This is a genomic window from Baekduia sp. (assembly GCF_035685985.1).
Classification (GTDB): Bacteria; Actinomycetota; Thermoleophilia; order Solirubrobacterales; family Solirubrobacteraceae; genus Baekduia.
Genome location: NZ_DASRZV010000001.1, coordinates 1 through 19,926 on the forward strand (window position 1 = coordinate 1; position 19,926 = coordinate 19,926).

22 protein-coding genes and 1 riboswitch are annotated in these 19,926 nt (G+C 73.5%); of the genes, 10 read left to right on the forward strand and 12 right to left on the reverse strand.

Annotated features, from left to right (window positions below):
• Positions 1–177: 177 nt before the first annotated feature.
• Positions 178–1,164 carry a diacylglycerol/lipid kinase family protein gene (locus VFG42_RS00005; protein WP_324903891.1) on the reverse strand — a complete coding sequence of 329 codons (987 nt, stop codon included), beginning with the start codon at positions 1,162–1,164 and terminating at the stop codon, positions 178–180.
• An 80-nt stretch (positions 1,165–1,244) separates the two neighbouring features.
• A riboswitch (SAM riboswitch) is annotated at positions 1,245–1,353 on the forward strand.
• Positions 1,354–1,407: 54 nt separating this feature from the next.
• On the opposite strand from VFG42_RS00005, the gene thrC reads away from it, so the two are divergent.
• Positions 1,408–2,637 (forward strand): threonine synthase, encoded by a 1,230-nt coding sequence (gene thrC / locus VFG42_RS00010; protein ID WP_324903893.1) that lies wholly within the window; start codon positions 1,408–1,410, stop codon positions 2,635–2,637.
• Positions 2,637–2,912 (forward strand): ubiquitin-like small modifier protein 1, encoded by a 276-nt coding sequence (locus VFG42_RS00015; RefSeq protein ID WP_324903895.1) that lies wholly within the window; start codon positions 2,637–2,639, stop codon positions 2,910–2,912. The genes thrC and VFG42_RS00015 overlap by 1 nt, the downstream gene beginning before the upstream one ends.
• 69 nt (positions 2,913–2,981) lie before the next feature.
• Here VFG42_RS00015 and VFG42_RS00020 read toward each other — a convergent pair whose 3' ends face one another.
• Both VFG42_RS00020 and VFG42_RS00025 read right to left on the reverse strand, forming a co-directional pair.
• Positions 2,982–4,202: an MFS transporter gene (locus tag VFG42_RS00020; RefSeq protein ID WP_324903897.1), complete on the reverse strand. Its 1,221-nt coding sequence runs from the start codon at positions 4,200–4,202 to the stop codon at positions 2,982–2,984.
• A 107-nt stretch (positions 4,203–4,309) separates the two neighbouring features.
• Complete coding sequence (locus VFG42_RS00025) at positions 4,310–4,846, reverse strand: MarR family winged helix-turn-helix transcriptional regulator (protein WP_324903899.1); 537 nt, start codon at positions 4,844–4,846, stop codon at positions 4,310–4,312.
• A gap of 28 nt (positions 4,847–4,874) precedes the next feature.
• Here VFG42_RS00025 and VFG42_RS00030 point away from each other — a divergent pair, with 28 nt between their 5' ends.
• Entirely contained in the window at positions 4,875–5,459 is a 585-nt protein-coding gene (locus tag VFG42_RS00030; protein WP_324903901.1) for a hypothetical protein, read from the forward strand.
• 61 nt (positions 5,460–5,520) lie between these two features.
• Complete coding sequence (locus tag VFG42_RS00035) at positions 5,521–5,829, forward strand: STAS domain-containing protein (RefSeq protein WP_324903903.1); 309 nt, start codon at positions 5,521–5,523, stop codon at positions 5,827–5,829.
• On the opposite strand, the gene VFG42_RS00040 is transcribed toward VFG42_RS00035, so the two are convergent.
• From VFG42_RS00040 to VFG42_RS00050, 3 genes are read right to left on the reverse strand one after another with little or no spacing between them, the layout of a single operon-like run.
• The gene (locus tag VFG42_RS00040; protein WP_324903906.1) at positions 5,722–6,726 is read right to left on the reverse strand and encodes a sigma-70 family RNA polymerase sigma factor; all 1,005 of its coding nucleotides are present in this window, start codon (positions 6,724–6,726) and stop codon (positions 5,722–5,724) included. The genes VFG42_RS00035 and VFG42_RS00040 overlap by 108 nt on opposite strands.
• 34 nt (positions 6,727–6,760) lie before the next feature.
• On the reverse strand, positions 6,761–8,134 hold the full coding sequence (locus tag VFG42_RS00045) for a TrpB-like pyridoxal phosphate-dependent enzyme (protein ID WP_324903908.1): 1,374 nt from the start codon (positions 8,132–8,134) through the stop codon (positions 6,761–6,763).
• Positions 8,135–8,146: 12 nt separating this feature from the next.
• Complete coding sequence (locus VFG42_RS00050) at positions 8,147–9,367, reverse strand: MFS transporter (RefSeq protein WP_324903910.1); 1,221 nt, start codon at positions 9,365–9,367, stop codon at positions 8,147–8,149.
• A 139-nt stretch (positions 9,368–9,506) separates the two neighbouring features.
• Here VFG42_RS00050 and VFG42_RS00055 point away from each other — a divergent pair, with 139 nt between their 5' ends.
• Positions 9,507–9,815: a hypothetical protein gene (locus tag VFG42_RS00055; RefSeq protein WP_324903912.1), complete on the forward strand. Its 309-nt coding sequence runs from the start codon at positions 9,507–9,509 to the stop codon at positions 9,813–9,815.
• On the opposite strand, the gene VFG42_RS00060 is transcribed toward VFG42_RS00055, so the two are convergent.
• The gene (locus VFG42_RS00060; RefSeq protein WP_324903914.1) at positions 9,812–11,731 is read right to left on the reverse strand and encodes a hypothetical protein; all 1,920 of its coding nucleotides are present in this window, start codon (positions 11,729–11,731) and stop codon (positions 9,812–9,814) included. The genes VFG42_RS00055 and VFG42_RS00060 overlap by 4 nt on opposite strands.
• Before the next feature lie 45 nt (positions 11,732–11,776).
• On the opposite strand from VFG42_RS00060, the gene VFG42_RS00065 reads away from it, so the two are divergent.
• Complete coding sequence (locus VFG42_RS00065) at positions 11,777–12,412, forward strand: TetR/AcrR family transcriptional regulator (RefSeq protein ID WP_324903916.1); 636 nt, start codon at positions 11,777–11,779, stop codon at positions 12,410–12,412.
• A 4-nt stretch (positions 12,413–12,416) separates the two neighbouring features.
• Here VFG42_RS00065 and VFG42_RS00070 read toward each other — a convergent pair whose 3' ends face one another.
• The gene (locus VFG42_RS00070; RefSeq protein WP_324903919.1) at positions 12,417–13,571 is read right to left on the reverse strand and encodes a helix-turn-helix domain-containing protein; all 1,155 of its coding nucleotides are present in this window, start codon (positions 13,569–13,571) and stop codon (positions 12,417–12,419) included.
• A gap of 84 nt (positions 13,572–13,655) precedes the next feature.
• Here VFG42_RS00070 and VFG42_RS00075 point away from each other — a divergent pair, with 84 nt between their 5' ends.
• From VFG42_RS00075 to VFG42_RS00085, 3 genes are read left to right on the forward strand one after another with little or no spacing between them, the layout of a single operon-like run.
• Complete coding sequence (locus tag VFG42_RS00075; protein WP_324903921.1) at positions 13,656–14,006, forward strand: response regulator transcription factor; 351 nt, start codon at positions 13,656–13,658, stop codon at positions 14,004–14,006.
• A 12-nt stretch (positions 14,007–14,018) separates the two neighbouring features.
• A complete protein-coding gene (ligD, locus tag VFG42_RS00080) occupies positions 14,019–16,463 on the forward strand; it encodes a DNA ligase D (RefSeq protein ID WP_324903923.1) in 2,445 nt (814 codons plus the stop codon).
• Positions 16,464–16,513: 50 nt separating this feature from the next.
• A complete protein-coding gene (locus VFG42_RS00085) occupies positions 16,514–16,888 on the forward strand; it encodes a hypothetical protein (protein ID WP_324903925.1) in 375 nt (124 codons plus the stop codon).
• Positions 16,889–16,892: 4 nt separating this feature from the next.
• Here VFG42_RS00085 and VFG42_RS00090 read toward each other — a convergent pair whose 3' ends face one another.
• On the reverse strand, positions 16,893–17,108 hold the full coding sequence (locus VFG42_RS00090) for a hypothetical protein (RefSeq protein ID WP_324903927.1): 216 nt from the start codon (positions 17,106–17,108) through the stop codon (positions 16,893–16,895).
• A 10-nt stretch (positions 17,109–17,118) separates the two neighbouring features.
• The gene (locus tag VFG42_RS00095) at positions 17,119–17,880 is read right to left on the reverse strand and encodes a metallophosphoesterase family protein (RefSeq protein WP_324903929.1); all 762 of its coding nucleotides are present in this window, start codon (positions 17,878–17,880) and stop codon (positions 17,119–17,121) included.
• Positions 17,881–17,941: 61 nt separating this feature from the next.
• On the opposite strand from VFG42_RS00095, the gene VFG42_RS00100 reads away from it, so the two are divergent.
• A complete protein-coding gene (locus tag VFG42_RS00100; RefSeq protein WP_324903931.1) occupies positions 17,942–18,691 on the forward strand; it encodes a hypothetical protein in 750 nt (249 codons plus the stop codon).
• 72 nt (positions 18,692–18,763) lie between these two features.
• Here the strand turns inward: VFG42_RS00100 and VFG42_RS00105 are convergent, their stop codons facing one another.
• Positions 18,764–18,997, reverse strand: coding sequence for a hypothetical protein (locus tag VFG42_RS00105; protein WP_324903933.1), 234 nt, complete (start codon positions 18,995–18,997; stop codon positions 18,764–18,766).
• A gap of 132 nt (positions 18,998–19,129) precedes the next feature.
• Positions 19,130–19,684, reverse strand: a complete 555-nt coding sequence (locus tag VFG42_RS00110) for a hypothetical protein (protein ID WP_324903935.1) — start codon at positions 19,682–19,684, stop codon at positions 19,130–19,132.
• Between the last annotated feature and the right edge of the window lie 242 nt (positions 19,685–19,926).

Below are 19,926 nucleotides of genomic sequence, written 5' to 3' on the forward strand. Positions count from 1 at the left end.
CAGCGGATGCGCGCCGCTCAGCCCGGGCAGCAGCGCGGCCGCGCCCACACCCACGAGCGCTGCCGCCCCGGCCAGAACCCCGCGACCCCCGCGACCCACGCGACCCACGCGACCCCTGCGACCCACGCGACCCCTGCGACCCACGCGCCCGCCGACCCGCGGCCGGCCGGCCACGGTCTAGCCCACCACCAGCAGCCCGTGACGGCGCACCGAGAACTCGATCTCCGCCATCTCGCCGATGTAGTCGCCGTCCACCTGGACGGGCAGTGGCCGCCCGTCGGTCGAGTGCACGCGCAGCGCGCTCAGGCCGGTGAACGAGTGCATCTGGCGGTGGCGCGAGACCGCGAAGCGCCGCGACAGCGCCCGGAAGGTCACGCCCGGGATGTCGACCGGAAGCGCCCGCTTCATGATCACCCCGGCCAGATCGCCGCTCTCCAGTGTCGCGCCCGTCTGGGCCTCGATCGGCCGGCTGCCGAAGTAGGTGTACGGATTGGCGTTCTGGATCAGCGCGGTCACGCCCTGCACGCGCTCGTCTCCCAGCTCCGCCTCCAGGTGCGGCGGTCGGCGCAGATAGCGTCCGTTCAGCGTCCGGGTGGCCACCCACGCGTAGTAGTACTCACCCAGCCGCGCCTTCAGCCGCGGATGCGCGTCGACCTTCTGCACCACGCTGGCGTCCAGCCCGACTCCGGCCGAGAAGGTGAAGTAGCGCGAGCCGGCCAGGCCCAGATCCACCGGCCGCGGGCGCCAGTCGTCGGCCAGGCGCAGCAGATGCTCGGTGGCGTCGACGACATCGACGGGAATCCCCAGGATCCGGCAGTACACGTTGGTCCGCCCGCCCGGCAGGCAGGTGAGCGCCGTGCCCGAGCCGGCCAGCCCGTTGGCGGCCTCGTTGACGGTCCCATCACCCCCGAAGGCCACCACCACGTCATAGCCCTCCCGGGCGGCCTCGCGGCACAGGTCGGTGGCGTGCTCGCGGCGTTCGGTGTCGATCGCGTCGACCTGGTAGCTGCCCCGCAGCGCGTACACGACGAGGTTCTTCAGGCGGTCGGAGACGGTGGTGGCGTAGGGGTTGACGATCACCAGCATGCGCCGGCTCGGCGCGCCTGCCTCCAAGCCAAACCGAGTCTCCAAGCGCAGCTCCGGATCCGTGGCCGCTGTGCTCATGTGGGCGAGAGCTTAACGGGCGGTGGGCAACGGACGTGGGAGATGCCCCCCGGGCGGGTATACTCCGGCCCACATAGCAGTACGCATCCAGAGGGGTGGAGGGACTGGCCCTACGAAGCCCCGGCAACCTCCCGCAAGGGAAAGGTGCCAATTCCATCAGGCTCCAACGACAAGCCTGGGAGATGTGGAAAGGGCGGTTACCCATGACCTCCGACCACTAAATCCCGGCGGAGGTTTTTTCATATGCCGCCAGAATCGCTCCGGTGCAAGGAATGTAGGACCGAGTACCCGCTCGACGCGCGCTACGTCTGCGAGCAGTGCTTCGGTCCCCTTGAAGTGGCCTACGCCTCGCGCGCCGACGCCGACCCGGACAGCCTCAAGCGCCGTATCCAGGCCGGCCCCTACTCGCTGTGGCGCTACAGCGACTTCCTCCCCGTGGCCCCGCCCAAGCAGGCCCTCCAGGCCGGCTTCACCCCGCTGCTGAGAGCCGACCGCCTGGCCGAGCAGCTCGGCCTCGGCGAGCTGTGGATCAAGAACGACGCCGCCAACCCCACCCATTCCTTCAAGGATCGGGTCGTCTCGATCGCCCTGGCCCGCGCCCGGGAGCTCGGCTTTCAGACGATCGCCTGCGCCTCGACGGGCAACCTGGCCAACGCCGTCGCCGCCCACGCCGCCGCGGTCGGCCTCGAGTCCTACGTGTTCATCCCGCACGACCTCGAGGAGCAGAAGATCCTCGCCACCGGCATCTACGGCACCAACCTGGTGGCCGTCCGGGGCAACTACGACGACGTCAACCGCCTGTGCACCGAGCTCTCCGCCGAGCACGAGTGGGCGTTCGTGAACATCAACATGCGCCCCTACTACGCCGAGGGCTCGAAGACGCTGGCCTTCGAGATCGCCGAGCAGCTGAACTTCGAGCTGCCCGACCGGATCGTCGCCCCGATCGCCTCGGGGTCGCTGTTCACGAAGATCGCCCGGGGCTTCGACGAGTGGATCGAGGCCGGCCTGCTCAGCGGTCAGACCCCGGTGTTCAACGGCGCCCAGGCCGACGGCTGCTCGCCCGTGGCCACGGCATTCCGGGACGGCCAGGACTTCTGCCGCCCGGTCAAGCCGAACACGATCGCCAAGTCGCTGGCCATCGGCAACCCGGCCGACGGCCCCTACGCGGTCGAGCTGGCCAACAGGTCCGGCGGCGGCGTGGACAGCGTCACCGACGACGAGATCAAGGCGGGCATCCGCCTGCTGGCCGAGACGACCGGCATCTTCACCGAGACCGCCGGCGGCGTGACCACCGCGACGCTCGCCAAGCTCGCCGCCCGCGGCGACATCGACCCCGAGGAGCGCGTCGTGATCGTCATCACCGGCGAGGGCCTGAAGACGCTGGACGCGGTCCGCGGCACGTTCGAGGCCCACGAGATCGAGCCGAAGTTCTCGGCCTTCGAGGACTCCGTCCTGTCCGGAGCGGCCGCCTGATGGCCGTCACGGTGAAGCTCCCGACGCAGCTGCGCGCCGCCGCGGGCGGCGCGTCGAAGATCGAGGTCGCGGGGGAGACGGTCGGCGCCGCGCTCGAGTCGCTCTACGCCCAGCACCCCGAGCTGAAGGACTCGCTCTCCGACGGCGACGGCGGCCTGCGCCGCTTCGTCAACGTCTACGTCGACGGCGAGGACGTCCGCTTCGGCGACGGCCTCGCGACGCCGGTCAAGGACGGCGGCGAGATCCAGGTGCTGCCGGCCGTCGCCGGCGGCTAGGCCGCGGCCACGGAACGCATGTCGTCTCGTGGTGACCATGTCACCGCGAGACGACACGGGCCGGGTGGGTCAGCCCACCAGCTCCAGCTCCCACGCCTCCGCGGTCTCCGCGTCCTCGGTCGGCCGCACGGCGCGCGCGCCCGACAGCAGCGGCGCGCAGGCCCCGATCAGCACCACGCCGATCGCCACCGAGGCGGCGCCGACGTAGAGCGGCGCCTCGGCGCTGACGTGCTCCGACAGCTTCCCGGCCAGGAACGGCGCGATCGCGCCGCCGGCGAAGCGCACGAAGTTCGTGCCCGACGCGGCGATCGAGGTGTCGGCACTCGACAGCCCCAACAACAGGTTCGACAGCACCGCGTTGGCGATGCCCAGCACCAGGCCGGAGGCGATGATCGCCACGATCATGACGCCCTTGTCGTGGATGCCGAGGCCGATGATCAGCAGGTCGACCGCGAGCATCGCGAAGGCGGCGGCCAGGAGCGGCAGCAGCGGCAGGCGCGCGGTCAGCGCGGGCGCGCAGAAGATCGCGCCCAGGGCCACCAGCACGCCCCAGCCGAAGAAGACCGCGCCGAGCTCGTGGACGCCGAGGTCCAGCGGCAGCGGCGTGTAGGCCAGGAGCATGAAGAAGCCGAAGTTGTAGAGGAGCGCGATCACGGCGCCGGCGAGCAGGCGGCGCTCGGCCAGCGCGCGCAGCGGCGCGCCCAGCGAGATCCGCTCCGACCGCGCCGCCGGAGCGGTCCTGCCGACGCCCGTCGCGACGCTGACGAACGACAGCGCCATCAGCACCGCGACGCCGAAGAACGGGATCCGCCAGCCGATGCCGCCGAGCAGGCCGCCGACCAGCGGGCCGGAGGCGATGCCGATGCCCAGCGCGGACTCGAACAGGATCACCGCGGTCGCGACGCCGCCGCGGGCGCTCCCGACGATCGTCGACATCGACGTCGACACGAACAGCGCGATGCCCAGGCCCCAGCCGGCGCGGAACGCCACGACCGTGCCGACGCTCGACGACGCGCCCGCCGCGGCGCTGCAGACGATCACCAGCGCCAGGCCCAGCAACATGGTGTTCTTGGCGCCGATCCGCGACGAGACCCAGCCCGCCGCGAGGTTCGACACGCCGATGATCGCGAAGTACGAGGTGAACAGCAGCTCCACCTGGCTCGGGCTCGCGTGGAGGCCGTCGGCGATGATCGGCAGGATCGGATCGACGAGCCCGATGCCCATGAAGGCGACGACGCACGCGAGGAGGACCGCCCAGACGGCGGCCGGCTGATGGGAGAAGCGGGCCATGACTCCTAGACATAGCGCGTCGGAGGCCGAAGTTCGTTACCAATCGAACTCAACCCCGCGTTTGCGGGTGTCATGAGCCCGACAGACAGTTCGGCTGTGGATCTGCGTCAGCGGTCAAACGGCCCGTCGACCGCGTCGGCGGCCCGCGTGACCGGGCAGTCGCCGGGATGGCCGCACGCGGCGCCGTCGCACTGCCGGCACACCCGCCGCGCGTCCCGACGGGACGCCGACGCCCGGGCCAGCAGCCCGTCGAGCACGCGCAGCAGGACCTCCTGCTCCGCGGCGTCCAACGGGCCGACGACCGCGCGGATCGCGTCCTCGCGCGCGGCGATCGCGCGCCGCGCCGCCGCCCGCCCGCGCGGCGTGAGCCGGACGAGCGTGCCGCGCCCGTCGCTCGGATCCGGCGCGCGGACCGCCAGGCCCGCGCGCTCCAGGCGCGTGACGAGGTGCGCGCCGCCCGGTTGCGACAGCGACAGGGCGGCGCGCAGCTCCTCGATCCGCCGCCCGTGGCCGAAGTTGACCAGCGCGGTGAGCGCCTCGGCGTCGACGGCCACGTCGGCCGTGCGACGGCGCACGGCGTCGTCGATCAGCAGCGCGGCGGCGCCGAGGCGGTTGACGAGACGGGGATCGGGAGCGCCGGCCATGGGCGGTGGGGTCTGGAAGACTACATTCATGGCAAATGCAACGGGACGGTGGGCGGCGACGCCCGCGCTGGTGGCCACGGCGGCGCTGGCGCTGGCGGGATGCGGGGGAGACGCCACCCACCCCCGCGCGACCGCGGCGCCCACACCCACGCCCGCGCCGCCGACGACCACCACCACCGCCCATCTCGTCGTCGACCTCGACCCCGCGGTCACCGGCCGCGAGCTGCTGCGCCTCCAGCGCACCGGCCCCGAGCCCGGCGCCCACGACCTGCTCAAGTACGGCTCCGACGGCTCGGCCGTGATCGTCCAGGCCTACGGCGGAGGCGGCGAGCGGATCCGCGAGTGCACGCTGCGCGCCGGCGTCCTCTCGAAGCTGCGCCGCCACCTCGACGGCCTCCCGCTCGGCCCCCGGCACCGCGCGCCCGAGCGCGAGTACGTCTCGATCTACGCCAACGGCCCCGCCCGCTACACGCTCGTCGCCGGCCGCCACGACACGTCGTTCACCGACGACACGATGCCCAGCGACGCGCGCCCGTTCGTCAAGCTCCTGGAGGACACGCTCTACGGCCGCGCCGCCGACTGCGAGACCACCTACCGCTCGCGCGTGTCCTAGCCCGCACCGGACCCCACGCCCCGCCGATGAGTTCGGCCCGCTCACGCCGTCTCAGCGCTCGATGGACGGCGCGCGCGATCGGCCGGCCACCATCGTGGTGGTCGTGGACGAGGCGACCGAGCTGCCGCTCGGTCGGCTCGACACGCGCCGCGTCGACGCCCGCTCCCTCGACGCCCTCGCGCGCCTGCAGCTCGCCGCGCGCCGCCGCGGCTGGTCGCTGCGGATCGACGACGCGCCGCGCGCGCTGCGCGAGCTGGCGGCCCTATGCGGGCTGGCCGACGTCCTCGGGCTCGAGCCGCCGCGGCAGCCCGAACTGGGCGAACAGCTCGGGGAAGATGTAGTGGTGCAGCGCGGTGACCCGCCCGTCTGAGGTCTCCATCACGACGAGCGCCCAGCCGTCGTACCCGCCGTCGTCGGCCGGGTTGTAGATCGCGAACGCCGGACCGCCGTTGGCCGCCGTCGTCAGGACCTTCGACCCCTCGCACTTGGCGCCGGTCGTGGTCATGAACGTCACGATGTCGTCGGGCCCGGTGATCCAGAGCGGGAACGGCGGCATCGAGAACGCCGCGTCGCGCTGCAGGAGCTTGACCAGCTCGCCCATGTCATAGGCCTCGAAGGCCGCGACGTAGCGCCGGAGCAGGTCCTGCTGCTCGGCGTCCTGGACGGCGACCGCGCCCGAGGCCTCGTCCAGGTCCAGCGACTCCAGCGTCGCGCGCGCCCGCTGCAGCGCGCTGTTGACCGACGCCACCGACGTGTCCAGCAGGTCGGCGACCTCGGTCGCCTGCCAGCGCAGCACCTCGCGCAGGATCAGCACCGCGCGCTGCTTGGGCGGCAGGTGCTGCAGCGCGGCGACGAAGGCGAGCCGCAGCGTCTCGCGGTCCGCGGCGCGCTCGGCCGGGTCGCCGCCCGCGTCGACCGACACCTTCGCGTCGGCGATCGGCTGCACCCACGCGCGCTCGCCCAGCGGGTCGCCGAGCGACGCGTCCGCCGCCGACGCCGGCCCGAGGTCCATCGGCACCGCGCGGCGCTGCGGCCCCTGGAGCATGTCGAAGCACACGTTGGACGCGATCCGGTACAGCCACGCCTTCAGCGCCGCGCGCTCCTGGAGCTTGTCCTGCGCCTTCCAGGCCCGGACCATCGTCTCCTGCACGGCGTCCTCGGCCTCCGACCCGGCCCCGAGCATCCGGTAGCAGTAGCCCGTCAGCGCCCTGCGATGGGCCTCCAGCTCGCGTTCGACGTCCAGGCCTGCGTCAGCTCCGATCGGCATCGAAGAGCATCGTAAGAGCTATCCGCGGCCGACCTCAAGCGATCGCCGGGGTGCCGGAGGGCAACCGGGCGATCGCCGCCTCCGCGTCGGCCGCGTCGAACCGCGGGTCCTCCAGCGTCCCGGCCAGGTAGGCGTCGTAGGCGGCGAGGTCGAAGTGGCCGTGGCCGCTCAGGCCGAAGAGGATCACGCGCTCCTCGCCGGCCTCGCGGGCCGCCAGGGCCTCGTCGATCGCCGCGCGGATCGCGTGGGCGGACTCGGGCGCGGGGATGATGCCCTCGGTGCGCGAGAACTGCAGCGCGGCCTCGAACGTCGGGTTCTGCGGGACGGCGACCGCGTCGACCAGGCCGGCCTTGACCGTGGCGCACAGCAGCGGCGCGTCGCCGTGGTAGCGCAGGCCGCCGGCGTGCACGGGCGGCGGGACGAAGTCGTGGCCGAGCGTGTACATCGGCATCAGCGGCGTCAGCCCGACCGTGTCGCCGAAGTCATAGGCGTAGACGCCCTCGGTCAGCGTCGGGCAGGCCGCGGGCTCGGCGCCGACGAAGCGCATCCCGGACTTGCCGTCGCCGCGCAGCTTGCGCCGCAGCCACGGGAACGCCAGCCCCGCGAAGTTCGAGCCGCCGCCGACGCAGCCGATCACGACGTCGGGCTCCTCGCCGGCCATCTCCATCTGCGCGATCGTCTCCTGGCCGATCACGGTCTGGTGCAGGCAGACGTGCGAGAGCACCGAGCCCAGCGCGTAGTTGGCGTCCTCCGACGAGGCCGCGACCTCGACCGCCTCGGAGATCGCGATGCCCAGCGAGCCGGTCGGGTGCGAGGCCTGCGAGCGGCCCGCCTCGGTCAGGTTCGACGGCGAGCGGTGCACGGTCCCGCCCCAGGTCTGCATCATCGAGCGCCGGTAGGGCTTCTGGTCGTACGACGACCCCACCATGAACACCTCGCATTCCAGGCCGAACAGCGAGCACGCGAACGACAGCGACGAGCCCCACTGCCCGGCGCCGGTCTCGGTGACGAGCTTCTTGACGCCCGCCCGCGCGTTCTCATAGGCCTGCGGGATCGCGCTGTTGGGCTTGTGCGACCCGGCCGGCGAGACGCCCTCGTACTTGTAGTAGATGTGCGCCGGCGTGCCCAGCAGCCGCTCCAGCCGCCGCGCCCGGATCAGCGGCGTCGGGCGCCAGATCTTGTAGGCCTCGCGCACCGGCTCGGGGATCTCGACCTCCGGCTCGGTGCTGACCTCCTGCAGGATCAGGGCCTCCGGGAAGATCGCGCTGAGGTCCGCGGGGCCGGCGGGCTGCAGCGTCGCGGGCGACAGCGGCGGCAGCGGGTCGCCCGGCAGGTCGGCCACCAGGTTGACCCAGTGCGTCGGGATCCGGGACTCGTCGAGCAGGTACTTGGTGGTCTCGTCGGCCATAGGTCGACGAACCTACTCGGCGCGGATGCGCCGCGCCAGCGTCAGCCCCATCGCGGCCAGCGCGAGCGCGGCCACGACCGACCCGTACACGTTGGTCGTCGGCAGCAGGCCCGCGTGGCTGACCGCGACGCCCGCGGCGACCGCCGGCAGCGCGAAGCCCAGGTAGGACAACACGTAGATCGCGGCGATCAGCGACGCGCGCTCGGTCGGCGGCGCGAGCGCCACCACCGTCTTGAACGCGCCCGAGAACCCGGCGCCGAAGCCGACGCCGGCCACGACGCTGCCGAGGAAGAACAGCGCGGTGGTCTCGGTGTTGAGCCCCAGCAGCGTCACGCCGACGCCGAGCGCGAGCATCGCCGCGCCGCCGAGCAGCACGCGCTCGGGGTGGCCGGCGCGGGTGAGGATCGCGGTCGCCGAGCCGGTCGCGGTCAGCGCGACGATGACCAGGCCGCCGGTCACGTGGCTGGTCGTGTGCAGCAGCGCGATCGCCAGCGACGGCCCGAGCGACAGGTACAGGCCGCCGAGCGCCCACGTCGCGATCAGCACCGGCGTGACCGCCAGGAACGCCGTGCGCGCCTCCGGCGGGACGCCGATCCGCGGCATCAGCGCGCTCGTCCAGCCGTGCGTCGCGCGGACGGTCTCCGGCATCGCGTAGACGACGGCGATCGCCAGCGCGAAGACGACGACCAGCAGCCAGTAGACCAACCGCAGGGGGTCGGGGCCGTACTGCACCAACAGGCCGGAGCCCAGGGCGCCGAGCGCCAGGCCCATCGGCGGCGCCGCCGCGCTGAGCAGCGCGCCGAGGTGCGGGCGCCGCTCCGGCGCGAGGTCGATCAGCGTCGCGCTCAGCGCGCCGGTGGCCACGCCGGTCGCGAAGCCCTGGACGATCCGCGCGGCGAACAGCATGCCGACGCCGTGCGCGACGCCGAACAGGACCATCGCCACCAACTGCACCGAGAGCGCACCGAGCAGCACCGGGCGGCGCCCGACGCGGTCCGACAGCGAGCCGGCGAAGACCAGCGCCACCAGCAGCGCGAGCACGTAGACCGCGAAGACGCTGGTCAGCGTGAGCGGCGAGAAGTGCCACCGCTGCTGGTAGACGACGTACAGCGGCGACGGCGCGCTGGACGCGAAGAGCAGGAACGCGAGCGTGGCGGTGACCGCCCAGAAGGCGGCCGTGTGGGGCAGGCGCCGGACGGCGGGGATGGTGGCGGCGGTGTCGGCGAGCAGCATGGGGAGGGGAGAGGAGCGGGTCGTTCGAAACTTGTCGAACCACCGTAGCAGGGGTTCGATGGCTGTCGAACCGTGGTGGCGGGATTCGTGGGTAGGACGTCCGCGCACGCCGTGCCGTGAGACGGTCTAGCATCGCGCCATGACCGAGCGCCAGACGGTCGACACGGGTCTGGACTACGTGCCGGGCGAGCCGGTCCGGGTGCTCGTCAAGCGCCGCGGCATCCGCTACGACCTCGGCGACGGCGGCCGCGCGGTGAAGATCGCCGGGCGCCCGCGCGGCTGGCACGCGCTCGCCGAGCGGATCGTCGCCGAGGACGGCCTGAACGTCGCCCGCGACGGGCGCGTGTTCGTGTCCGCGACCGAGGGTCGCGACATGGACGCCCTGGCGGCCAGGGTCGCCGAGACGTCCATGCGCGTCTGCGATGCGCTGCTCGACCTGGAGGGCTAACCCCTCACCCGCGCGCGGCCCGGGCGGAACGTGTCGCCCGCGTCGACCGTGACGGTGCCCGCCGCGCCGCCGCGCGCGGCGCCCCGCAGCGTCGCCGTCCCCGCCGCGCCGGTCGTCGCGCGCCGCCCGCGCAGGCGCACGGTCGCGCCGGCCACCGGCCGCCGCTCGCCCGCGATCGTCGCGGTCACCGTCACGCGGACGCTCCCACCGCCGCCACGGCGCGCGGTCACCGCCACCGGCGAGCGGCGCGGCAGCCGCGACGGGCACGCGGCCAGCGCCGGCAGCGGCGCGGCGGTCCTGCCGTCGTAGGTGGTGGTGACGCCGCCGGCCTTGGTCGGCAGGCCGGTCGCCGCGTCGGCGGGCCCGATCGTCAGGTCGGCCGCCAGCCGGCCGGTGTGCTCGCCGCGCACGGTCACCGTGCCGACGATCCGCCACACGCCCGCGCTGGTGCGCGACGCGCCGAGCGAGCCGTCCAGGAACGTGCGGCCGTCCTCGCTGTAGCCCGCGTAGGTCGTCGACCAGGCGCCGTCGGCGAGCGTGCCCTGGTAGCTCAGCGTCGCGGTGCCGCCGCCGCGGCCCGGCAGGACCACGGTCTGGTTGGACGCCGTCGTGCCGTGGTAGGCGGTCGGCGCGGGCGCCCAGGCGCCGACGACCGTCGTCGCGGCGCGACGGGCCTTGGCCGCCGGGCGGCGGATGTGCGCGACGAGCACGCGCTGCGGCGTCAGGCCCTTCTGCGCGACGTGCTCGTTGACGCCCTTGGGCGGCCTGGTCGTCGTGCGCTCCTGCAGCAGGACGCTCGTGCTGTCCGGGCTCCAGAACTGCTGGCCGGAGAGGTTGTTGCCCGGCGTCAGCCCGTTCCCATAGGTGTTGAGCGGCTGGCCGATCAGCGTCCCGTTGGCGTCGCCGCCGCCGGGCAGCAGCCAGGGCGACAGGTCGCACTGGAAGCCCGTCCAGGTCGAGACGTAGTACGGCGCGACGGCCGCGGCCATCCCCATCGCGTCGAAGCCGCGCAGCTGCGGGATCGTGCCGAGCGCGTCGAGGCGGTGGCGCGTGCGCCACGAGTACAGGACGTCCAGCGCCCCGTCGGGCGAGATCGCGCCGTCCTCGTCCCAGTCCGGGTTGCCGGTGAAGCGCGTGGTCCTGCCGGTCGCCAGGTCGATCTTCAGGACGTCGGTGTTCAGCCCGCGCTCGGCCAGCGCGAGGATCGACCGGCCGTTGTCGGCGAACGACTTCAACTCATACAACTGCGACGCGTTCTCCCAGGCCTGCGGGTCGGTGTCGGCCGGCGAGGTGGGGCCGGCCGGGTTGACGACGCGCTGGTCGGTCGCGACGTACCGGTCCGCGGCGCGCTTGAGCTTGGCGACGACCATCACCGTGCCGTCCAGGCGGATCTCCGACCAGGCGAGGTGGACGCCGTCGGGCGCCAGGTGCCAGGTGCGGCGCTGGACGATGAAGTCGCTGCCCTTGTCGGCCGACATGTCGACCGGGAGGTACTTGTGGGTCTTGCACGCCCGGACGCTCGGCGCGCACTCCAGGATCCAGGCGTCGGCGTCCTGGCCGCTGTCCACGCCGCCGGTGCTGCCCAGCTCGTGGGAGACGAACAGGCGCTTGTTGTCGTTGAACGCGTACGTGAACCCGCCGCGGATGTCGGGGCGGTCCTTGAACGAGCAGGTGACGCAGGTCGCGGTGCCGCCGCGCGCGGGGACCGTCCACGTGGTGCCGTCGAGCTGGCTCTGGAAGACGATCGCGCGCCCGTCGGGGGTGTACGTCGGCAGCCACGGCTGGACGCCCTTGGGCGTCTCGATGGCCTGGTGGTCGATCGCGTAGAACGGCGTCGTGGCCGCGCTCGCCGCGGTGGCCGTGACGGCGGCGGCCAGCGTCGCGGCGGCGGCCGCGACGAACCTCGTGTACGACATTCCCTCTCCCCGTAGGCTTGACCCGAAGCGAGCCTAGTCTTACGGATGAGTAAAGCTAAAGTCAACACCGCCCGCCCTCGCCGGCGACCCCAGCACAGCGACGACAAGCTGCTCGACGCCGCCACCGCGGTCTTCGCGCAGGCCGGCTACGCGGCCGCGACCGTCGACGCGATCGCCGAGCGCGGCGGCGCGACCAAGCCCACGCTCTACGCGCGCTTCGGCGCCAAGGCCGACCTCTACCGCACGACGGTCGAGCGCGAGCGCGACGTCTTCCTGGAGCAGCTGTTCTCCGCCTACGGCGAGGCCGCCGGGCAGCCGGTGACCGCGCTGATCGAGCGCGCCGTGCACGGCTGGTTCGACTACGCCGATCGCCGTCCCGACGGCTTCCGGCTGCTGCTCGCCGAGCCCCACGGCGACGTGACCGCCGGGCTGGTCGAGGAGCTGCGCGCGACGGTGACCGACCGCGTCACGACGCTGATCGAGGGCGCGATGGAGCGCCTGGACCAGCACGAGCCGGTGACCGCCGGCCTGGTGGCGGCGATGATCGTCGGCGCCTGCGTCGACGGCGCGCGCCGCCTGCAGGACGATCCGAAGCTGACGACCGAGCGCGCGGCCACGGTCGCGACCGCGTTCGTGATCGGCGCGACGGCCGGCCTGAACCGCCCGCTGCTCGACGTGTAGGCCGTCAGTCGCCCGCGACCCGCAGCGCGACCGCCAGCTCGAAGCGCGCGTCGGGGTCGTCCAAGGCGTCGCCGAACAGCTCGCGCAGCGCCTTGAGCCGGTAGCGGATCGTCTGCACGTGCAGGCCCAGGCGGTCGGCCATCGCCTGCGGGCGGCCGGGGTCGGCCAGCCAGGCGGCGAGCGTCTCGGTCAGGCGCCGGCGGGCGCCGTCGTCGTCCAGCGCGCGCAGCGGCGCCAGGCGGCGCGCCGCGACGTCGTGGGCGAGGTCCGGCGCGGCGCCCAGCAGCAGCTCGATCTCGTGGTCGTCGGCGCGGAGGATCGCGCCCTTCTGCGCGCCGCGGCGGTCCAGCAGCGCCGCCGCGCGGGCCGCGCTGCGCGCCGCCGCCTCCGGCGCGACCGCCGGGCCGACGGCCAGCGGCGCCTCCAGGCCCAGCGCCCGGACCGCGCGCCGCAGCCAGCGCTCGGCCTCGGCGTCGTCGGCGACCACGAGCGCGAGGCGACCGTCGCTGACGGTGGTCGTCAGCACGCGCTCGGGCGCGGCGCCGGCGGGCGCGGCCAGCGGGTCGGCGGGCAGCGCGGCGACCGCGACGCGCACGGCCTCCGGCAGCGCCCAGCCCGCGGCGCCCGCCGCGGCGCGCAGGACGTCCGGCGCGGCGGGCGGATCGCTGAGCAGCAGGGAGACCAGGCGCTCGCGCAGCGCGCGGTCGCGCCGGCGCGCCTCGGCCTCCTGCGCCGCGTAGCCCTCGGCGGCGGCGACCGACAGCTCGTCGACCAGCTCCAGCACCGCGCGGCCGTAGTTGAAGATGTCGCTCGCGGGCATGTCGGCGCCCTCGGGCATCAGCGCGGTCGACCGCTCCCACATCGCCAGCCCGCCGAGTCGATAGAACGACAACAACTCGGTGAGCGTCCGGCCGGCGGCCTGCTGGGCGCGGCCGTGGGCGACGAAGAGGTCGAGGTCGGCCGGCACCCGCTCGCCGCCCAGGCGCGCGACGAAGCACACGGCCGCGGCGCGAGCGCCGACGCGCAGGTTGCGCAGCGTCGCGGCGTCCGGCGCGCCCTCGGGACCGCCGCCGGCGGCGAAGCGCTCCAGGACGGCGTCGGCCAGCTCGTCCAGGTGGGCGGCGAGAACCTCGCGCAGGTCGGCGCTGAACGCGGCCATCGAGGAAACCTACAGCCGTCAGGGATGAAGAATCCTGCCCATAACGCAGGAGAAACGGCCAAGGAGCAGTAAGGTGCGGACCTGATGGTCCGCGTCCTGCACTGCGACGACTCCGCCGCGTTCCGCGCGCTCATCCGGCTGGAGCTGGAGGACGACGCGGACATCGAGATCGTGGCCGAGGCCGGCTCGGTCGACGGCGCGGTCAGCGCGGCCGCCGAGACGCGGCCGGACGTCGTCCTGCTGGACCTGCTCGACTCCGAGCGCGACGCGGTCGGCGAGCTGGCGCAGGTGGCGCCCGGCGTGCGCGTCGTGGTGCTCAGCGGCCATCCGCGCGAGTACGGCGAGGCGCGCCGCGGCGGCGCGGCCGCCTACGTCGAGAAGGACGCGCCGATCGCCGAGCTGCGCGAGACGGTGCTCCGGGTCGCGGGCGGGTAGCGTCGGCGGGCAGTGACCCGCCGCGACACGACGCCCGATCTCGCCGAGTACGCCGCCAAGCGCGACTTCAGCGCCACGCCGGAGCCGTCCGGCGACGGCGTGGCTCCGGCCGCTCCCGGCGACGCGCCGCGCTTCGTCATCCAGGAGCACAGCGCGACGCGCCTGCACTGGGACCTGCGCCTGGAGCACGACGGCGTGCTGGCCTCGTGGGCGCTCCCCAACGGGCTGCCGTGGGCGGCCGGCGACAACCGCTTCGCCGCCCACACCGAGGACCACCCGCTCGAGTACCTGGAGTTCCACGGTGAGATCCCGAAGGGCTCCTACGGCGCAGGGACGATGACGATCTGGGATCGCGGGACCTACGAGGTCCTCAAGTGGGCCGACGACAAGGTCGAGGTGCAGCTGCGCGGCGAGCGGGTGACCGGCGGCTACGCGCTGTTCCCGATCGGGTCGGGTGGGGACGCCGACAAGGACTGGATGATCCACCGGATGGGCGAGCCGGCCGAGCCCGACGGCTCCGGCGGCTGGGTCCTCGGCCACGAGCCGATGCCCGACCACCTCGTGCCGATGCTCGCCAAGGCCGGGCCGGTCCCGCCCGCGCGCGAGGACGACCAGTGGGCCTACGAGATCAAGTGGGACGGCATCCGCGCGGTGGTCTTCAGCGAGCCGGGGCGGATGCGGTTCGTCACGCGCAACGGCAACGACGTCACCGCGCGCTATCCCGAGCTGGCGCGGATGAACCGGGCGCTGTCGATGCACCGCGCGATCCTCGACGGCGAGGTCGTCGCCTTCGACGCCGACGGCCGCCCGTCGTTCGAGGCGCTGCAGGGCCGGATGCACCTGACCCGCGAGGCGCAGGTCCGGCGGCTGGCCAAGGAGAAGCCGGTCTCGTTCATCGCCTTCGACCTGCTGTGGCTGGACGGGCGGTCGCTGATGGATCGCCCGTACCTGGAGCGGCGGGAGATCCTCCGGGCGCTGCTGGCCGACGGCGAGCGCTGGCAGGTCCCCGAGCACGTGGTCGGCGGCGGGGCGCAGCTGCTGGAGGCCACGCGCGAGCAGGGGCTGGAGGGCGTCGTCGCCAAGCGCGTCGACTCCTGCTACGAGCCGGGGCGGCGCGGCGGCGTCTGGCGCAAGGTCAAGAACACCAACCGCCAGGAGCTGGTGATCGGCGGCTGGCTGCCGGGGGAGGGGCGGCGCCGCGAGCGGATCGGCGCGCTGCTGGTCGGCGTGCGCGAGGACGGCAGGCTGCGCTTCGCGGGCCGCGTCGGGACCGGCTTCACCGAGCGGGAGCTGGACCGGCTGGGCGCGTTGTTGGGGCCCTTGGAGCGCGACACGTCGCCGTTCGACGTCGTGCCGTCCGCGGTCAAGATCCCGCGCGAGGCGTGTTGGGTGGAGCCGTCCCTGGTCTGCGAGGTCGAGTTCGTCGAGTGGACGCGCGAGGGCGTGCTGCGCGCCCCGTCCTACAAGGGCCTGCGCGACGACAAGCCCGCGACGCTCGTGGTCCGCGAGCCGGTGGCGCCGCCGCGCGGGGCGGCGCGGGGGTCGTCCGCGGTGCTCGCGGAGGTCGACGGGCGCGAGGTGCGGCTGACCAACCTCGACAAGCCGCTGTGGCCGTCGGGGCACACCAAGGGCGACCTCATCAACTACTACGTCGAGCTGGCGCCGGTGCTGCTCGCGCACCTGCAGGGCCGGCCGCTGACGCTCAAGCGCTACCCGTCGGGATCCGAGGGCCAGTTCTTCTACGAGAAGCAGGCGCCCGGCCATCGCCCCGACTGGGTGCGCACGACGCCGGTCCGGCTGGAGCGCGGCAAGACCATCAACTACGTGCTGGCCGAGGACGTGCCGACGCTGGCGTGGCTGGGCAACCTCGCCGACCTGGAGCTGCACACGCCGATGCACCGCGCGGGGCCGGACGGGAAGCTGTCGGCACCGACGATGATCGCGTTCGACCTCGACCCGGGCGCGCCCGCGGCGCTGCTGGAGTGCGCCCACATCGCGACGATCCTGCACGGGATGTTCGAGCACCTCGGGCTGGCGTCGGTGGTCAAGACGTCGGGCGCGAAGGGGATGCAGGTCTACGTGCCGCTGAACGTCCCGGGCGTGACCTACGAGCGGACCAAGGGCTTCGCCAAGGCCGTCGCCGAGCTGCTGGAGGCCGAGGCGCCCGACCTGGTCGTGGCGCGCCAGACCAAGACGCTGCGCAAGGGCAAGGTGTTGGTCGACTGGTCCCAGAACGACGTCAACAAGACGACCGTGTCGGCGTACTCGCCGCGCGCCCGCGAGCGGCCGGCGGTGTCGACGCCGCTGGACTGGGACGAGGTCCACGCGGCGGCGGCGCGGGGCAGGGCGGAGGACCTGGTCTTCGACATGGAGGACGTGCTCGCCCGCGTCGCCGACCAGGGCGACCTGTTCGCCGACGCGCTCACGGTGGCCCAGGAGCTGCCCGGGCTCTCATGACAGATATGACGTAGCGAGCCGCTGTCTCGAATGCGAACGTGTGTTCGCATATGGGAGACGCCGGATCGCCGTACAGCCGCTTCAAGCGGGCCCTGAAGACGGGCAACCTGATGATCATCCGCGCCGCGGCCGCGGAGCTGCCGGTCATCAAGCTCGACGACGCGCTGCAGGTGTGCGTCCTGCTGCGCGATCGCGAGCCGGAGCGCTACGAGCGGGCCGCGGTCCGATGGCTGGGGCGCTACTGCGTGGAGCGCCCGGACGTGACGCTCGACGACGTCGAGCACGCGCGGGCGGCGTTCGCGCTGATGCGCACCGACCCGGCCGGCGCGCTGGAGATCCTCCAGGCGGTCTGCGCGCCGGGGGCGAGCGCGGCGGCGCGGGCGCACACGCGGCAGCGGCCGGTCGGCTCGGCCGTGGGGCGCTGAGGCCCTAGACGCGGGCCCAGGAGTGGAAGAGCCAGGCGCCCATGAGCGCGCAGAGGACGCCGATGATCCCCATCATGAGCGCGACGGAGCCGCCGCCGACGACGAGGCCGGCGAGGACGAGGACCGCGACCTCCGACGCGGACATGGCCCACAGCGTGCGCCACCCGCGGGCGCGGCGGCGGCGGTCGGGCTCGGGCTCGTCGACGAGGACGTCGGTCATCGGCTCTCCGTCAGTGCAGCGGCGCGGTCGCGCGTTCGAGGCCGCTCAGCTCGAAGACCCAGAAGTCCTGGCCGAGCACGGGGACCGAGACGTTGTAGACCGGCACCTCGCCGATCGCGCCCGCGAAGGTCCCGGCGTGGGCGTGGCCGTGCAACACCATGTCGGGCTCGTGCTGGGCGATGGGCGCGGCGATGCGGTCGTTGCCGAGCATCGTCCAGATCGTCTCGGGCTCGCCGATCAGCGTGGAGGTCGACGGCGCGTAGTGCATCAACACGATCCGGAACGGGCAATGGGCGATGGCCTTCAGGCCCTCGTCGAGCGCCTCGACGTCCTTGGTCGTCTCGCGGTAGACGGTCCGCAGCAGCGGCTCGCCGAAGTCCGGCAGGTGCGAGCCGGGGAAGCCGCCGACGAAGCCCTTCAGGCCGACGATGCCGATCTCGACGTCGCTGACGCACGCGATCGCGGTGTCGCGCTCGAGGATCGTGACGCCCGCGTCCTCGAGGATCGGCTGGATCGCGTCGATCTGGTCGCAGTGCCAGTCGTGGTTGCCCCAGACCGAGTAGATGGGGATGTCGAGGTCGCGCACGGCGTCGGCGAGGACCCGCGCCTGCTCGGGCTGGCCGTGGGTCGTCAGGTCGCCGGCCAGCAGCAGCAGGTCGGCGTCGCCGGCCAGCGCGCCGAACGCGACCCGAGCCTCCTCGGCGCGCGAGGGCTGGCAGTGCATGTCGCCGGCGGCGGCGATCCGCAGGGGCGGCGGTGCATCGTCGGGCATCGCGTGAGGCAGTACCCGCTGGGCGTGGCTGGGAACGTTCCGTGTGGGTAGTCCAACGGGCATGGGCGAGGTGCGTTCCACGTTCGAGGAGATCGAGAGCAGCCTGAAGACCGCGGCCGCCGTGCTGCGCGACGCGGGGCTGGACTTCGCGCTGGCGGGCAGCGTCGCGTGCTGGGCGCGCGGGGCGCCGCAGTCGCGCAACGACCTCGACTTCCTGGTCAAGCCCGAGGACGCCGAGCAGGCGCTCGACGCGCTCGTCGCCGCCGGCATGCGCGCGGAGCGCCCGCCCGAGGGCTGGTTGTTGAAGGCCTGGGACGCGGCCGACGACGGCTCCGAGACGCTCGTCGACCTGATCTTCGGCCCGCGCGGGATCACGAGCGTCGGCGAGGTGCTGGACCGCGCCGAGCTGCTGCCGGTCGCCGCGCTCGACCTGCCGGTCGTGCACATCGACGACGTGATGGTGATGAAGCTCCACGCCTTCGACGAGCACTCCTGCGACTTCGCGGGCATCCTCGCGATCGCCCGCGCGGTTCGCGAGCAGGTCGACTGGGACGACGTGCGCGCCCGCACCGACGACTCGCCGTTCGCCCGCGCGTTCTTCACGCTTGTCGAGGGCCTCGGCATCGTCGGCGACGGCGAGCCCCCGCCCCGCCAGACCGCGGCGCAGGCCAAGGTCCGCGTGGCCGTCGAGGGCCGACCGACCTCACCGACCGAACGCGCCGACCGCTGGCAGGCGCCCGGCCGCGTGACGACCGGCGTAGCCGCCGAGTCCGTGCACGAGCACGGGGACGGGGACGGCGCGGCGACATAGCCGCGCCGCGCGGGCGCTACCGCTGCTCGCCGTGCGCCGCGCTTGGTGACGTGCGGTGCTTGGTCGTCGGCGCTAGCGGGCGTCGTCGCCGTGCGCCAGCGTCTTCGCGCTCGCCTCGGCCGCCGTGCGTGCCGCGGCGCGCGACGCCTTCGCGGCCTCGCCGAGGATTCGGCGCGTCTCGGGCTCGGCGTGGGGGATCAGCGACGCCGTGGCCTCGCCGAGCTTCAGGTGCGCCGCCGACAGCCGCTCCAACTCCGCGGCCAGGCGCGCGAGCGGATCTTCCAGACGGGCGGCGTCGGCATCCATGTCCTTCACCATGCCACCCGCGGTACCCGACCTCAAGGAGGTTGGACCTCAACACGGACGCCTGGTCGAGCGTCCACGTCCAGAACGCGGCGTCGCGCGGAGCCGCGGCTGCCGCGCGCCACCAGATCTCCCTCAGCCGCTGAAGACCGGGACCGCCAGCGGATCGCGGGTGAGAACGATCCCCGTCATGTCGGCGCCGGAGATCGCGAACATGCCGTCGCGCACGGCGCCCGTGATCGTCTGGCCGGACCTGGTCGACGCGGTCACTCCGGTGATGCCGCGCGGAGCGACGCCAACGACCCGCGAGGGCATCGGAACGCCGGCCGGTGGCAACGGCGACTCCGGCGAGTTGCCGTAGGGCTTGATGAACTGCAGGTACAGGCGACCCTCGAGCGCCGCGGCGAACGAAACGCACCCCGCGGCTCCGAGGCGAAGCAGGCAGATCTTCCCACGCGCGGGGATGATGTACCACTTCTGATGATTCGTGCCGTCGGGGGCCAGGACGGTTCGTGCCTCTCGCGAGTTGGCACCCAACCAGAGGCCCATGCCGGGCCGCTTCCCGAACTCGCGGATCTGCTTGGGGAGCGTGCTCGGGTTCGCCGCGGGCGCCGCCAACGCCGGGAGGGCCGCTCGCTCAAACGGCGTGAACGTCGCTGGTGCCTGCGCTGCGAACGTGGGGGCCGCCATGGAGAGGGTGGCCCCCAGGGCAAACGCCGCGGCGCGCGCGTGTCGAACCCGATTCATGAGAACTCCTCCGAACGATGTGGAATGCTGCGCGAGCTCCGCATGCTACAGGTGAGGGCGACCGACCGGGTGCGGTCGGGATCGATGCGTCGCGACCGTGGGCGTGACGGCGGTGGGCACCACGCGCGAACGCGGGGCCAAGACGTCCGCGCATCTCCGAGGGTGACGGCGCTTGCGCGCTGGCA

Bases quoted from the DNA above. Each gene is read 5' to 3' on its own strand.
- VFG42_RS00005 (WP_324903891.1), bottom strand. From the start codon at position 1,164: ATGAGCACAGCGGCCACGGATCCGGAGCTGCGCTTGGAGACTCGGTTT.
- thrC (WP_324903893.1), top strand. From the start codon at position 1,408: ATGCCGCCAGAATCGCTCCGGTGCAAGGAATGTAGGACCGAGTACCCG.
- VFG42_RS00015 (WP_324903895.1), top strand. From the start codon at position 2,637: ATGGCCGTCACGGTGAAGCTCCCGACGCAGCTGCGCGCCGCCGCGGGC.
- VFG42_RS00020 (WP_324903897.1), bottom strand. From the start codon at position 4,202: ATGGCCCGCTTCTCCCATCAGCCGGCCGCCGTCTGGGCGGTCCTCCTC.
- VFG42_RS00025 (WP_324903899.1), bottom strand. From the start codon at position 4,846: ATGGCCGGCGCTCCCGATCCCCGTCTCGTCAACCGCCTCGGCGCCGCC.
- VFG42_RS00030 (WP_324903901.1), top strand. From the start codon at position 4,875: ATGGCAAATGCAACGGGACGGTGGGCGGCGACGCCCGCGCTGGTGGCC.
- VFG42_RS00035 (WP_324903903.1), top strand. From the start codon at position 5,521: ATGGACGGCGCGCGCGATCGGCCGGCCACCATCGTGGTGGTCGTGGAC.
- VFG42_RS00040 (WP_324903906.1), bottom strand. From the start codon at position 6,726: ATGCCGATCGGAGCTGACGCAGGCCTGGACGTCGAACGCGAGCTGGAG.
- VFG42_RS00045 (WP_324903908.1), bottom strand. From the start codon at position 8,134: ATGGCCGACGAGACCACCAAGTACCTGCTCGACGAGTCCCGGATCCCG.
- VFG42_RS00050 (WP_324903910.1), bottom strand. From the start codon at position 9,367: ATGCTGCTCGCCGACACCGCCGCCACCATCCCCGCCGTCCGGCGCCTG.
- VFG42_RS00055 (WP_324903912.1), top strand. From the start codon at position 9,507: ATGACCGAGCGCCAGACGGTCGACACGGGTCTGGACTACGTGCCGGGC.
- VFG42_RS00060 (WP_324903914.1), bottom strand. From the start codon at position 11,731: ATGTCGTACACGAGGTTCGTCGCGGCCGCCGCCGCGACGCTGGCCGCC.
- VFG42_RS00065 (WP_324903916.1), top strand. From the start codon at position 11,777: ATGAGTAAAGCTAAAGTCAACACCGCCCGCCCTCGCCGGCGACCCCAG.
- VFG42_RS00070 (WP_324903919.1), bottom strand. From the start codon at position 13,571: ATGGCCGCGTTCAGCGCCGACCTGCGCGAGGTTCTCGCCGCCCACCTG.
- VFG42_RS00075 (WP_324903921.1), top strand. From the start codon at position 13,656: ATGGTCCGCGTCCTGCACTGCGACGACTCCGCCGCGTTCCGCGCGCTC.
- VFG42_RS00085 (WP_324903925.1), top strand. From the start codon at position 16,514: ATGGGAGACGCCGGATCGCCGTACAGCCGCTTCAAGCGGGCCCTGAAG.
- VFG42_RS00090 (WP_324903927.1), bottom strand. From the start codon at position 17,108: ATGACCGACGTCCTCGTCGACGAGCCCGAGCCCGACCGCCGCCGCCGC.
- VFG42_RS00095 (WP_324903929.1), bottom strand. From the start codon at position 17,880: ATGCCCGACGATGCACCGCCGCCCCTGCGGATCGCCGCCGCCGGCGAC.
- VFG42_RS00100 (WP_324903931.1), top strand. From the start codon at position 17,942: ATGGGCGAGGTGCGTTCCACGTTCGAGGAGATCGAGAGCAGCCTGAAG.
- VFG42_RS00105 (WP_324903933.1), bottom strand. From the start codon at position 18,997: ATGGATGCCGACGCCGCCCGTCTGGAAGATCCGCTCGCGCGCCTGGCC.
- VFG42_RS00110 (WP_324903935.1), bottom strand. From the start codon at position 19,684: ATGGCGGCCCCCACGTTCGCAGCGCAGGCACCAGCGACGTTCACGCCG.